We start from the raw sequence: 12,312 nt of genomic DNA, 5'->3' as shown, positions 1-12,312 counted from the left end.
CACGCTGCGGCGGAGGGGGCCGGGGGCGGCTCAGGCGGCGGTGCCGGCCTCCTCCAGCCAGGTGAGCAGGTCGTCCGTCACCAACTCGCCCTCCAGCTCGACGTTCTCGTCGATCGCGCCCAGGCCGAGGCGGTACACGCGGGTGCGGTCGCGGCCGTGGCGACGCATGAACAGTCCGGAGCCCCCGCTGTCGTCTCCGATCAGCACCCACTCGGGAGCGTACCGGGCCACCTCGAAGGTCTCGTTGCGTTCCCGGATGCCGTGCGGCCCGTACACGAGCACGCCGCTGTCGAGCAGCACGCCCGGCGTCGACCGCCACAGGCGGGCGATCGTGGGGTTGGGGCCGTCGCCGAGCCCTCGCGAACGTGCCGTGCGGACGGCCAGGAACCCCGCGAACGACTCCGCCTCGGGGTGCTCCTCGCCGTCGAGGCCGTCGCGGCGCACCACCGGGAACTCGCCCGCCCCGGCCTCCCCCGCCTGGTCGAGGGCGAAGTGGTACCGGTCGCCGCAGTCGGGTTCGGTGGCGAAGCAGAGGCGGTCGGCGGTCCGCCGCCAGGGCGCGTCGACCGCCTCGTACGTGTCCTCGGCGAACCCGGACGGCACGGTCGTCGCGAGCTCCGCCCCGTGGATCCGGCCCCGGCCGAACTCGGTCAGCCACCACCGGTACGACGGCGGCAGTGCCACCCCGATCCGCGTCTCGGCGCCGCGGACCTCCTCCTCCGGTACGGCGCGGGTCGGCTTCCGCCCGAGCTCCGGTGAGTCCTCGACGAGTTCGCGCAGCAGGGTCAGGTCCGGTCGCATGGCGCCGAGTCTGCCAGGGGGGTCCGTCACCGGGCGGCGGCTCCTCGCACCGCCGTCGGCCGCCGGGCCGGGGCCGGGGGTGGGGCCGGGCCGGGGCCGGGGTTGGGGTCGGGCGGCGCGGGCGGGCCGGTCCGCTAGGCGGACTTCTGGCGGGACACCTCGCCGGCCCGCTGCCGGAGCCGGTGGACCGCCCCGGCTCCCGGGCGGGCGGTCAGCGACGTGCCGAGCGCGCGGAAGTGCTCGTCGCCGCGGACGGAGCTGAGGGTGACGTAGTCGTCCAGGAAGGCGTGCCACGTCGCGCAGGCCGCCTCGACGTGGCCCAGCTCCATCTGGCGCCGGGCGAGCAGCCCGTTGGCGTGCACCCGGCCCTGCTTCTCGTTGGCCGGGCGGGCCCGGTTGGAGAGCTGCAACTCCTTCACCGACCCGGAGAGGTCGCCGAGTTCGTACAGGACGTGCGAGACGTGGAAGTGGTAGGCGGCCTGGTCGTAGCCGCCGACCGCGTCGTTGCGGCCGTCCGCCCTGGCGAGCGCCGTCTCGGTCTCGGCCAGCCGCGCGAACGCCTGCCGCCGGTCCTTCACCATGGCCGCGCCGTGCGCCTGCTGGCCGGCCAGGAAGGCGTGCAGGCGCGGGCCGGCCGCCGGGGCCGCCTCGGCGGCGGAGTCGGCGAGCTCCAGCGCGCGGGGGCCGTAGCCGAGGTGTGACGCCTGCAGGGCCATGCCGCGCAGGGTGCGGCAGTAGGTGACGTGGTCCTGGGCCTCGCGGGCGAGCTTGAGCGCCTGGACGTAGTACTGCTGCCCCAGCCCGTGGGCGGTCTCGTACATGGCCGTCCAGCCGGTCAGGTAGGTGAGGTCCGCCGCGGCCGCCAGCAGGTCGGCCTTCACCTGCTCGCTGCCGGAGGCCCGGAGCCACGGTCCGACCGAGTTGACCAGGAACGCCGCCGCCATCGGCCGGGCGTGGGCGGCGCCCAACTCGTCGAGGATGCCCGCGATCCGGCCCGTCATCGCCCGCACGGTCTCCACCTCGCCGGGCCCGATCCGCACGGTGCGTCCGGCGTTCGCGCGGGCGATCCGGTCGGCGGCCTCGGGGTCGTCGAACACCGGGAGGGCCAGCGCGATGGAGTACAGCCCGGCGGAGAGCACGCCCCGGCGGGACGGGTCCATGTCGGCCTTGCCGATCGACATCAGATCGGAGAGGGTGCTCCCGCCCTGCTGGACGGGGTCGCCGAACCCGGTCTCCTCCGGTGTCACCGGGCGCGCGAGCCGGCGCGCGAACGCCTCCCGGACCACCTCGCGCACCTCCGCACGCGGGCGGGCGCCGGAGAGCCAGTGCGAGACGGACGACTTGTCGTACGTGAGGCCCAGGCCTTGCTCCGCGCCGACCCGGTTCACCGCCCGGGCGAGCTGGTCGTTGCCCCAGCGGGCCTGGAGGAGAAGCGCGGCCAGTCCGGTGTTGGGTGTGCGCGGTCGTCTCGCCATCGCGATCCCCGTCCTTCGTTCAACCGGTTCAACGCTCCGACCAGCATCGCCGGTTCTTCCGTCCTGTGTACCCGCGTTGAATGGATGTCAGCCTCACGGGTGGCGGAGCGGTCGGATTCGCAAGGGACTTCGCAGAGACGGAGAGCAACAGTGATCACATGCGGAACGCCTTGTGCGAGGGACGTCCCGCCGGACCCGGCCGCCGTCCCGGAGGCGCGCCGCCACGTCGCCGACACCGCCCGCGCCTGGGCGCTGCCGCTGTCGGACGACGCCCTCGCGGACGTCGAGCTGTGTGCGGGCGAGCTGATCGCCAACGCCGTCGAACACGCCGGCGGCCGCTGCACGGTCACCGTCCGGTGGGTGTCCTCCCTCCTGCGCGTCGAGGTCGCCGACACCTGCCCGACCCTCCGCCGGGCCACTCAGGCCGCCGCCCCCGACCCGGACGCCACCGACGGCCGCGGCCTCCTCCTGGTCGAGGCCCTGGCCGCCGCCTGGGGCTGGGAACCCGCCGGTACCGGCAAGGTCGTCTGGTTCACCTACGCCCCCGACCTCCCCGCCCCCGCCCCGGCGCCCCGCCCCCTGGCCACCCAGTCCGCCTGACGGCCGGCCTGCCCCGTCCTCGTGGGACGGATCCTCCCGGCAGGCGACCCGCCGGCCGTCGCTGCTCGCGCTCCGGGGCGGGGACGCCCCGACCGGCGGCCTCGTCCGGTCGCCGTGGGGGGTGCCGTGGGGGCCGTGGGGGTGCCGCGCGGGAGGCGCGGAAGAATCTGCGGCGGGGCTGAATCCTTTGACCCGGGACGGGCCTCCTATGAATGTCTCCGACGAACGTCGGGGGCTGGACCCGGGAGGTTGTCATGATCGTCGGAATCGCCATTGCCGTGGCCGTGGTGCTGCTGTGCACCTGCAGTGTGGTCGTGCTGCGGAAGCGGGGGCGGGGCCGTGGCTGAGTCCGTCGCCTGGCCGGGGGAGCGGCTGGTCCGGGCCGCACAGCGGGGCGACGTCGATTCGCTGACCGCGCTGGTGTCGGGGGCGCACCCGCACGTGCAGCGGTTCGCGCGGTCGCTCTGCAGCTCGCCGCAGGACGCCGAGGACGCGGCGCAGGAGGCGCTGATCATCCTGTACCGGAAGATCGGGATGCTGCAGGCTTCCGGCGCCCTCGCGTCGTGGACGTTCCGGATCGTCCGCAACGAGTGCCTGCGCCGGGCGCGCATGCTGCTGCGCGACCGGCCGCAGATCGAGGAGGACGTCGCCCCGTCGGCCGAGGACGAGGTGCTGGACCGGCTGGAGGCGGGCCGGGTGGCGGCGGCCATCGCGGCGCTCCCGGACGACCAGCGCCGCGTGCTGGTCATGCGGGACGTGCAGGGCCTCAGCGGGCGGATGGTCGCCGATGTGCTGGGCCTGAGCAGCGCCGCGATGAAGTCGCGGCTGCACCGTGCCCGTGCGGCCGTCCGGCAGACGCTGCGGGACGGTGCCCGGCCGCTTCCGGGAGGTGGCGATGACTGACGGTTCGGGCTTCGCGAGTGCCTCGCTGCCCCGTCATCTGGCGCGTGGCGCGGTGGGCTTCGGGTCGCTGATCGGTGCGTTCGCGCTGATCCCGGTGGTCGGCCTGCTCGCCCTGCTGCTCCTGCCGGTCGGCCTGCTCGCCCTGCGGGGCTGCCCGACGTGCTGGGCGATCGGGCTGCTGGAGACCGTCTCGCGGGGCCGGGTGAAGCGTTCCTGCGAGGACGGCCACTGCACGCTCACCACCGGCCGACCGGGCTGAGCACGCCGGGAGGACGATGCGGCGGGTACGTCGGACCGGGGCGGGTGGCGGGGGCCTCGGGATCACCCTGTTGTCACGGGTGATCCCGATGCCCCCGCCGCACGGGGCCTCCGGCGGCGACGTGGGCGACGCCGGGGCCCAAGGAGCCCGCCCCATGGTGTAGTTCGCGTCGCTCTCATGCGAATGAGTCGCACCCGGCCTCACCCGATGGAGCGGGGGAGGCGGAGGGTGAGGTAGAGGATGGTGAAGGAGCCGAGGAGCTGGATGCCCAGGCAGAGGGCGAGGGCGCGGTCCAGGCCCAGCGTCGGGGAGAGCGCCAGGTAGAGGGTGCCGAGGGTGGCGACGCCGAGTGCCAGGCTGGCCTGCTGGCTGGTGGCGAGGACGCCGCTGCCGACGCCGGCCCGGGCGGCGGGGACCTTGGACAGGACGACGCGGAAGAGCGGGGTCCCGATCAGGCCCTGGCCGATGCCGGCGAGGGCGACGCCGGGCGCCATCCGGAGCGGCGAGAAGTGGGACCAGTCGGCGAGGACGGTGACCGCCAGGGTGGCGAGGCCGAGTGCCTGGACGACGGCGCCGGCGGTGAGGACGCGGCTGCCGAAGCGGCCGATCAGGCGGGGGCCGGCGAGCGAGGCGGTGAAGTAGCCGACCGCCATCGGGACCAGCGCCCAGCCGGCCGCGACCGGGCCGAGGTGGAGGCCCTGCTGGAGGGCGACGGCGACGACGAACATGAAGCCGCCGAAGCCGCCGAAGTAGGGGAGGGCGATGCCGAGACCGCGCCGCATCTCGGGGATGCGCAGCAGAGAGGGCGGCACCAGCGGGGATCCGCCCCGCCGCTCGGCCCGCAGCTCGACCAGGACGAAGGCTGCGGCGAAGACGGGGAACAGCGCCAGCAGCAGCCAGGACCAGAGCGGCCAACCGGCGGCACGGCCCTCCATCAGCGGGACCAGCAGGGCGAGCATGGCGGCGGTGAGCAGGACGGTGCCGGCGACGTCGACCTCGGCGGCCTGCTCGGCCCGGCTCTCCGGGACGTAGCGGAAGGCGAGGACCACGGTGAGCAGGGCGAAGGGGACGTTCAGCAGGAAGATCGAGCGCCAGCCGGTGCCGAAGACGTCGGCGGCGACCAGGATCCCGCCGAGTACCTGGCCGATCACCACCGAGATGCCGCCGACCGCGCCGTAGATCGAGAGGGCACGGCCGCGCCGGGCGCCGTGGGTGGCGGCGGTGATGGTGCCGAGGACCTGGGGGACCAGCAGGGCGGCCGAGGCGCCCTGGGCGGCGCGGGCGGCGACCAGCGTCCAGGCGCCGGGGGCGAGCCCGCAGGCGAGGGAGGTCACCGCGAAGGCGGCGGCACCGACGACGAAGAGGCGGCGGCGGCCGTAGATGTCACCGAGTCGGCCGCCGAGGACCAGGAGGACGGCGAAGGCGATGCCGTACCCGGCGGCGACCAGTTCGAGGACGGCGGGGCCGGCGGCGAGGTCGTGGTCGATGGTCGGCAGGGCGACGTTGACGATGAAGAAGTCCAGCATCGGGAGGAAGGCCCCGAGCAGGACGGTGACCAGTCCGGCGGTGCCGAGCGAGGAGCGGGTGGCGGCAGCGGCGGGGGCAGTGGCAGTGGTGGGGGCGGGGGTGGAAGCAGCCGGTCCGGCGGTGGACTTGGCGACGGCGAGTTGTTGGGTCACGGGTCATACGATCCGCCGCCTCGGACCCTGGTACCAGAGTGTGCTTATCCAGGTATAAGAAGTACCTGGCAACAGGATGACGGGTGGCGCATGCTGGGGGGATGAGTCTGACGACTGCCGCCGCGAAGGACAGCGCCACGACCGGCACGACGACCGGCACGACCGTGCCCGGTACGGCCACCGCTGGGAACAAGGGCAAGGTACCCGCCGCCGATGCCCGCCGGAACGAGCTGGCGGCCTTCCTGCGCAGCCGCCGTGAGCGGATCGCCCCCGAGCAGGTGGGCCTGCCGATGACCGGTCGCCGCCGGACTCCGGGGCTGCGCCGCGAGGAGGTGGCGCAGCTCGCTGCCGTCGGCGTGACCTGGTACACGTGGCTGGAGCAGGGGCGGGCCATCCAGGTGTCCGTCCAGGTGCTCGACGCGGTGGCCCGGGCCCTGATCCTCGATCCGAGCGAGCGGTCCCACCTGTTCGCGCTGGCCGGTGCCGAGGACCCGACGCCGGTGGTGGAGTGCCCGACGGTGACGCCGGGCATCCGGATGATGCTGGACCAGATGGCGCCCTACCCGGCCGCGGTGATCAACTCCCGCTACGACGTGCTCGCCTGCAACGCGCAGTACACCGGGATCGTCGGCGACCTGGAGGCGCTGCCGCACGAGGACCGCAACCTGATGTGGCTGGCGTTCACCCCCTCGCGCTTCCACGACGTGCTGGTCGACCACGAGTACGAGCGGGACGTCATGGTGGCCCGCTTCCGCTCGGGCATGGGCGAGCACGGTGCCGAGCCCGCCTGGCGGACGCTGCTCTGCCGGCTCCGCAAGGCGTCCCCCGACTTCGACGCGGCCTGGCAGCGGCACGACGTCCTGCGACCGGGCAACGGGCTGAAGCGCTTCCTCGTACCGGAGGTGGGCCTGCTGAGGTTCGAGTACACCAGCCTCTGGCTCGGACCGCGCCAGGGCCCGCGCATGATCGTCTACACCCCTCGGGACGAGGAGACCCGCGCGCTGACGGCCCGGCTTCCGGCCCGGACGCCGGCGGCGGCGCGGCCGCGCTGACCGGTCGGCGGCCCTGCCGGCGGACCGGCGGGCGGGCCTGCCGGTGGATCTGCCGGCGGCCCGGGCCAGGCCGAGGGCCAGACAGAGGGCGGCCAGCGGCAGCTCGACGCAGCCGGCCATCACGAGCGCGGCGAGCGTCTCGTGACCCGGCGCGGCGGTGGCGATGTCGAACAGGGCGTCCGAGGTGAGAAGCAGGGCGACCACGGTGGCGGGCCGGACCGCGGCCGGGCTGCGGTGGCGCAGCAGGGCGTCCAGGCGGAGCAGGGCGGAGAGTTCGAGCAGGTCGAGGACGACCCACGCCGTCTCGCCTGCGGCCGCGAGCACGGCCAGCCAGGGCAGCAGCGCCAAAGCGGCCAACGCGGGCACCCGCTCGGCGCGGGCGCCGAGGGTGACGGGGAAGGACCACGGCAGCCGCCCGCCCGGCCGGCCCGTGAGGACGGCGGTGCTCATGCCGCACCCCCGAATCCGACCGGAGCGGCCGCCGCGACCCGGTGGCGGACCCGGTCCAGCGGGCGCCGCTCGGCCGCGGTGCCGTCCGTCGCCTCGACGAGCACACCGTCGAACACGCCCTCGGCCCAGGCCAGCCACAACTCCCCGGCCACCGTGACCACCTCGGCCACCTCGACGACCGGGGCCGGCCGCCCCGGCCACCGCAGCAGCCGCCCGGCGGTGAACCCGACGGACGGCGCCGCCCCGCCGCGCGGCAGCCGCCCCCAGGCCAGTCCGTGCCGGAGCCGCTGCCTGCCGGCGTCAGCGAACCGCCCGGCGTCCGCGAACCGACCGGCGACCGTGCAACCGGCCCCGCCGGGGACCGCCCACGACCGGGCGCCGCGCAGCAGCCCGCCGCCGAGCCGGGACGCCACCAGCACGTCCACCAGCTCGCCGTACTCGTACAGCTCCAGCGCCGTACGGCCGCGGCTGCGACCGGCCCGCACGCTGCGGACCGACCAGGGCCCGGTCGGACCGCCGAGCCCGGTCGGACCGCCGAGCTCTGCCGGACCGTCGGGCACGGTGGAGGGGCTCGCCGGTCCGACCGGCAGCCGCCCCTCGGCGACGGCGGCCGCGGCGAGGTGCTCCGGGCAGCAGGCGTGGTGCCCGTGCGGCGGGTGAGCGGAGTGCGATGCGGTGCTCGTCATACCGACAAGCCTGGCGTCGGCGGCCGTAGCTGTCGGTAGTGCGCCGGTCCGACTTGGGGGTGTACCCAGGTACACCCTTTTTCGGCAGCACCCTTCATGGTGGGTGACGATCATGCAGCCCTAGGCTGTCGGCCATGCCCTCCACGACGCTGCGCCGCGCGCTCGCCAGGAGCGCCGCCCGGCCCCCGTGGTCGGCCGCCGCCTGGCGGGACACCCGTTTCATCGCCTCCGGCATCCCGCCGGCGCTGCCGGTGGTGGTCGCCGCCGTGATCCCGAAGTCGACCTTCCTCCTCCTGGGCCTGGTCCTGATCTCCCTGCGCCTGCTGACGGCTGCCCAGCGCAGCCGGCTGCGGGTGCTGCGCGGGGTGGAGGTGCGACCGCTGCTGAGGCCGGCCGGCCTCCCGCAGGGGCTGCTGACCAGGCTGCGCACCGGGATCAGCTGGCGCCAGGTCGGGTACCACCTGCTGGTCGGGCCGTTGCTCGCGATCGGCGCGATGACAGCCGTCTACGCCTGGGGAGCGGCCCTGGTCGCGAGCACCGTGCTCGGCTGGGCCTGGCTGATGCCGCTCTCCAACCCGGTGCGGCAGCGGTGGCTCCAGCTGGACGTGCCGGTCACCGCGGGCGGCCTCGCCCTGCTCGCCGTGCTGCCCTTCGCGGTGGCCCTGCTGGCCCGGTTGGAGGAGGTCGCGGCGGTGCGCCTGCTCGGTCCGGGCCGGGCGGAGGCGCTGGAGCACCGGATCGAGGAGGTGGTCGAGAGCCGGGCCGGCCTGGTCGACGCCGTCGACGCCGAGCGCCGCCGGATCGAGCGCGACCTGCACGATGGCACCCAGCAGCGCCTCACCTCGCTCGCGATGAACCTGGGCCTGGCCCGGCGGACCCTCAAGGACGTCCCGCCCGAGGCCATGCAGGTGATCGTCGAGGCGCACGAGGAGGCCCAGGCGGCCATCGACGAACTGCGCGACCTGGTCCGCGGCCTGCACCCGGCCGTCCTGGAGGACCGCGGCCTGGACGCGGCGCTCTCCGGCATCGCGGCCCGCGCCCCGCTCCCGGTCCGGCTGGACGTCGACCTGGCCGAGCGGATAGCCCCGACCGTCGAGGCGGTCGCCTACTTCACCGTCTCCGAGGCGCTGACCAACGTCGCCAAGCACGCCAGGGCCTCCCGGGTGAGCCTCTCGGTGCGGACGGCCGGCGGTCAGCTGCGCCTGATCATCAGCGACGACGGCGTGGGCGGCGCGGACGCCTCGCGCGGCACCGGCCTGACCGGTCTGCGCAAGCGCGCCGCCTCGGTCGACGGCACCCTTTCCGTTCTCAGCCCCCTCGGGGGCCCGACCACCATCACCGTGGAGTTGCCGTGCGTGCTGTGATCGCCGAGGACTCGGTCCTGCTCAGGGTCGGGCTGGTCAAGGTCCTGGAGGCGGTGGGCTTCGAGGTGGCCGCCGCGGTCGGGGACGCCGAGGCGCTGCTCGCCGCGGTCGAGGAGCACCGCCCGAAGGTGGTGGTGGCCGACGTCCGGATGCCGCCGGGCTACACCGACGAGGGCGTCCGGGCCGCGCTGCTGATCCGCCGGCAGTGGCCGGAGGTGGCGGTGCTGCTGCTCTCCCAGTTCGTGGAGGAGCGGTACGCCGCCGACCTGCTGGCCACCAACACCAGCGGGGTCGGCTACCTGCTCAAGCAGCGGGTGGCCAATGTGGACGACTTCGTGGAGGCCCTGCAGCGGGTCGCCGAGGGCGGCACCGCCCTGGACCCGGAGGTGGTCGCGCAGCTGCTGGTCCGCCGCCACCGCGATCCGCTGGAGCGGCTGACCCCGCGGGAGCGGGACGTGCTGGGCCTGATGGCGGAGGGCCGGTCCAACGCCGCGATCGCCGGCTCCCTGGTGGTCAGCGACAGCGCGGTGGCCAAGCACATCAACTCGATCTTCGCCAAGCTCGACCTGCCGCCGGCCGACGACAGCCACCGCCGGGTGCTGGCGGTGCTGCGCTTCCTGGAGGTCGGATAGCCGTGCCGAACCGTGCGAGGGAGCAGGAGAGGGAGAAGGAGCGGCGGACGGGACGAGAGAGAGAAGAGAGAGAAGAGAGAGAAGAGAGGGGAGAGCCGACCGCCCGGCGGCGGGGGCGGGGCGGGCGGCAGGAGCCGCCCGTGCGCGGGTACCGGGTCTGGCGGGTGCTCGGGCTGCTGGCGCTGGTCGTGACGCTGGTCGTCGGCGCGGTGCAGACGTGGGCGATGGTCGTGCAGCAGCGGAGGGAATCGGAGAAGTCGTACCCGGTGGCCGTGACCAGGGTCGTGCTGGACACCGGCCCGGCGACCGTCCGGATCCGGCCGGGGCAGGAGGGGAGGGTGGTGGTCCGGCAGGAGCTGGACTGGATGATCCGCCCGCCGATCGTCTCGGTGCTCTTCGACCGGACCGACCTCAGGGTCGGGATGCGCTGCAACCAGGTGATACCGGCGGCCGAGCTCGGCTGCGGTGCGCAGATCGAGCTTGAGGTGCCGGCCGGCGTCTCCGTGGAGGGTTCCGGGTCCTCCGGCAGTGTGGAGGTGACCAGGGTGACCGGGGAGGTGCGGCTCGACTCCACCTCGGGGTCGATCCGGTTGACGGACCTCCCGGGGCCGGTGGCCCTGAGCACCACCTCGGGGTCGGTGAAGGCGACGGGCCTCGGTTCCGCCTCCGCGGAGGTGCGGGCGACCTCGGGCTCGGTCGACCTGTCGTTCGTCCGGCCGCCGCAGGTCGTGGACATCGGGGCGACGTCCGGGGCGGTGACGCTGGGCCTGCCGCGCGGTTCGGGTTACCGGTTCAACGGAGGCATCGTGTCGGGCTCCCGCCACATCGACCCGCTGCTGGCGGACCAGTCCAGCACCAACCAGGTCCGGGTCTCGGTGACCTCCGGCTCGGTGACGGTCCTCTCCGTTCCCGGCGCCACGTCGGGGGGCTGACCCGCGACCGCGACCGGCAACCCGCCGCGGCACCGCGCCCGCGCCCACCGCGCCGCCCCCGAACCTGCCGCCCCCGAACCCGCCGCTCCCGAACCCGCCGCTCCCGAACCCGCCGCGCCCGGACCTGCCGCCCCCGGACCTGCCACCCCCGAACCCGCCGCGCCCGGACCTGCCGCTCCCGGACCTCCGAACGCCCGTCTCCCGGCCCGGTCCCCCGGGTGGGGGACAATGAAGAGTCCCGAGCCCCCTTCCCCGAGGTCAGCCGCGCATGACAGCCACGCCCGCACCCACCGCGACCAGCACCGAGTTCGCGCCGCTGAACATCGGTCCGATGCGGGTCTGGCCGCCCGTCGTGCTGGCGCCGATGGCCGGCATCACCAATGCGCCCTTCCGCACCCTCTGCCGTGAGCAGAGCGGCGGCAAGGGGCTGTACGTCTCCGAGATGATCACCACCAGGGCCCTGGTGGAGCGCAACGCCAAGACCATGCAGCTGATCAAGTTCGACCCGAGCGAGAAGCCGCGCTCGATCCAGCTGTACGGCGTGGACCCGGTGACCGTCGGCAAGGCGGCCCGGATGATCGCCGACGAGGGCCTGGCCGACCACATCGACCTGAACTTCGGCTGCCCCGTCCCCAAGGTGACCCGCAAGGGCGGCGGCTCGGCGCTGCCGTACAAGCGCAACCTGCTGCGCGAGATCCTCCGGGAGGCCGTGGCCAACGCCGGAGACCTCCCGGTCACCATGAAGATGCGCAAGGGCATCGACGACGACCACCTCACCTTCCTGGACGCCGGCCGGATCGGCGCCGAGGAGGGCGTGTCCGCGATCGCCCTGCACGGGCGGACCGCCGCCCAGCACTACGGCGGCACCGCGGACTGGTCGGCGATCGCCCGGCTGCGCGAGTCCGTCCCGGCGGAGATCCCGGTGCTCGGCAACGGGGACATCTGGTCCGCGGACGACGCGGTGCGGATGATGCGCGAGACCGGCTGCGACGGCGTGGTCGTCGGGCGCGGCTGCCTGGGCCGGCCGTGGCTGTTCAAGGACCTGGTGGCGATCTTCGAGGGCGACGTGGACTACGCCCGCCCGACCTTCGCCGACGTGGCGCGGGCGATGGTCCGCCACGCGCAGCTGCTCGGCGAGTGGCTGGGGGACGAGGCCCGTGGTGTGATCGACTTCCGCAAGCACGTCGCCTGGTACACCAAGGGCTTCTCGGTCGGTTCGGAGCTGCGGGTGAAGCTCGCCAACTCCTCCTCCTTGGCCGAACTGGCCGAAACCCTCGCCCTGGTGGAGCAGTCGCAGGCCTGGCCGGCCGGTGCCGACGGCCCGCGGGGGCGGACCAGCGGCAACAACCGGGTGGTCCTGCCGGAGGGCTGGTTGGACGATCCGTACGACTGCGCCCGGCCGGGTGCAGACGCCGAATCGGACACATCTGGCGGATGACCACTCCGTAGTGGCAAAAAGGCCCTATCGGGGCCCCTCGC

General features: G+C 74.5%; 12 protein-coding genes. 8 read left to right on the top strand and 4 right to left on the bottom strand.

What is annotated here, in order from left to right; all coding sequences use genetic code 11:
• Positions 1-30: 30 nt before the first annotated feature.
• Together AC067J_RS03100 and AC067J_RS03095 are read right to left on the bottom strand one after the other, a co-directional pair.
• Entirely contained in the window at positions 31-801 is a 771-nt protein-coding gene (locus tag AC067J_RS03100) for an SMI1/KNR4 family protein (RefSeq protein ID WP_478296210.1), read from the bottom strand.
• A gap of 134 nt (positions 802-935) precedes the next feature.
• Positions 936-2,276: a hypothetical protein gene (locus AC067J_RS03095; protein ID WP_478296209.1), complete on the bottom strand. Its 1,341-nt coding sequence runs from the start codon at positions 2,274-2,276 to the stop codon at positions 936-938.
• Between the two features lie 150 nt (positions 2,277-2,426).
• Between AC067J_RS03095 and AC067J_RS03090 the strand changes: the two genes are divergently transcribed.
• The 3 genes from AC067J_RS03090 (at position 2,427) to AC067J_RS03080 (ending at position 4,038) form a co-directional block, all read left to right on the top strand.
• The gene (locus AC067J_RS03090; RefSeq protein ID WP_478296208.1) at positions 2,427-2,876 is read left to right on the top strand and encodes an ATP-binding protein; all 450 of its coding nucleotides are present in this window, start codon (positions 2,427-2,429) and stop codon (positions 2,874-2,876) included.
• A gap of 339 nt (positions 2,877-3,215) precedes the next feature.
• The gene (locus tag AC067J_RS03085; RefSeq protein ID WP_478296207.1) at positions 3,216-3,779 is read left to right on the top strand and encodes an RNA polymerase sigma factor; all 564 of its coding nucleotides are present in this window, start codon (positions 3,216-3,218) and stop codon (positions 3,777-3,779) included.
• Positions 3,772-4,038, top strand: a complete 267-nt coding sequence (locus AC067J_RS03080) for a hypothetical protein (protein ID WP_478296206.1) — start codon at positions 3,772-3,774, stop codon at positions 4,036-4,038. Before AC067J_RS03085 ends, AC067J_RS03080 begins: the two co-directional genes overlap by 8 nt.
• A gap of 200 nt (positions 4,039-4,238) precedes the next feature.
• On the opposite strand, the gene AC067J_RS03075 is transcribed toward AC067J_RS03080, so the two are convergent.
• A complete protein-coding gene (locus AC067J_RS03075; RefSeq protein WP_478296205.1) occupies positions 4,239-5,717 on the bottom strand; it encodes an MFS transporter in 1,479 nt (492 codons plus the stop codon).
• Positions 5,718-5,818: 101 nt separating this feature from the next.
• Between AC067J_RS03075 and AC067J_RS03070 the strand changes: the two genes are divergently transcribed.
• Positions 5,819-6,769: a helix-turn-helix transcriptional regulator gene (locus tag AC067J_RS03070; RefSeq protein WP_478296204.1), complete on the top strand. Its 951-nt coding sequence runs from the start codon at positions 5,819-5,821 to the stop codon at positions 6,767-6,769.
• A 446-nt stretch (positions 6,770-7,215) separates the two neighbouring features.
• On the opposite strand, the gene AC067J_RS03065 is transcribed toward AC067J_RS03070, so the two are convergent.
• Positions 7,216-7,905 (bottom strand): hypothetical protein, encoded by a 690-nt coding sequence (locus AC067J_RS03065; protein ID WP_478296203.1) that lies wholly within the window; start codon positions 7,903-7,905, stop codon positions 7,216-7,218.
• A gap of 134 nt (positions 7,906-8,039) precedes the next feature.
• Between AC067J_RS03065 and AC067J_RS03060 the strand changes: the two genes are divergently transcribed.
• From AC067J_RS03060 to dusB, 4 genes are all read left to right on the top strand, one after another.
• The gene (locus AC067J_RS03060) at positions 8,040-9,269 is read left to right on the top strand and encodes a sensor histidine kinase (protein ID WP_478296202.1); all 1,230 of its coding nucleotides are present in this window, start codon (positions 8,040-8,042) and stop codon (positions 9,267-9,269) included.
• A complete protein-coding gene (locus tag AC067J_RS03055) occupies positions 9,257-9,901 on the top strand; it encodes a response regulator (protein ID WP_478296201.1) in 645 nt (214 codons plus the stop codon). Before AC067J_RS03060 ends, AC067J_RS03055 begins: the two co-directional genes overlap by 13 nt.
• Before the next feature lie 140 nt (positions 9,902-10,041).
• The gene (locus AC067J_RS03050) at positions 10,042-10,833 is read left to right on the top strand and encodes a DUF4097 family beta strand repeat-containing protein (protein ID WP_478296200.1); all 792 of its coding nucleotides are present in this window, start codon (positions 10,042-10,044) and stop codon (positions 10,831-10,833) included.
• A gap of 268 nt (positions 10,834-11,101) precedes the next feature.
• Positions 11,102-12,271, top strand: coding sequence for a tRNA dihydrouridine synthase DusB (gene dusB, locus AC067J_RS03045; protein WP_478296199.1), 1,170 nt, complete (start codon positions 11,102-11,104; stop codon positions 12,269-12,271).
• Positions 12,272-12,312 lie beyond the last annotated feature (41 nt).

It is taken from the genome of Kitasatospora sp. NPDC042419 (assembly GCF_056437345.1).
The sequence above is the reverse complement of the archived record's forward strand: the minus strand, read 5'-3'. Positions and strand labels throughout refer to the sequence as shown.

Excerpts from the sequence above, each read along its gene's own strand:
- AC067J_RS03100 (WP_478296210.1), bottom strand. The coding sequence starts at position 801 with ATGCGACCGGACCTGACCCTGCTGCGCGAACTCGTCGAGGACTCACCG.
- AC067J_RS03095 (WP_478296209.1), bottom strand. The coding sequence starts at position 2,276 with ATGGCGAGACGACCGCGCACACCCAACACCGGACTGGCCGCGCTTCTC.
- AC067J_RS03080 (WP_478296206.1), top strand. The coding sequence starts at position 3,772 with ATGACTGACGGTTCGGGCTTCGCGAGTGCCTCGCTGCCCCGTCATCTG.
- AC067J_RS03070 (WP_478296204.1), top strand. The coding sequence starts at position 5,819 with ATGAGTCTGACGACTGCCGCCGCGAAGGACAGCGCCACGACCGGCACG.
- AC067J_RS03065 (WP_478296203.1), bottom strand. The coding sequence starts at position 7,905 with ATGACGAGCACCGCATCGCACTCCGCTCACCCGCCGCACGGGCACCAC.
- AC067J_RS03060 (WP_478296202.1), top strand. The coding sequence starts at position 8,040 with ATGCCCTCCACGACGCTGCGCCGCGCGCTCGCCAGGAGCGCCGCCCGG.
- dusB (WP_478296199.1), top strand. The coding sequence starts at position 11,102 with ATGACAGCCACGCCCGCACCCACCGCGACCAGCACCGAGTTCGCGCCG.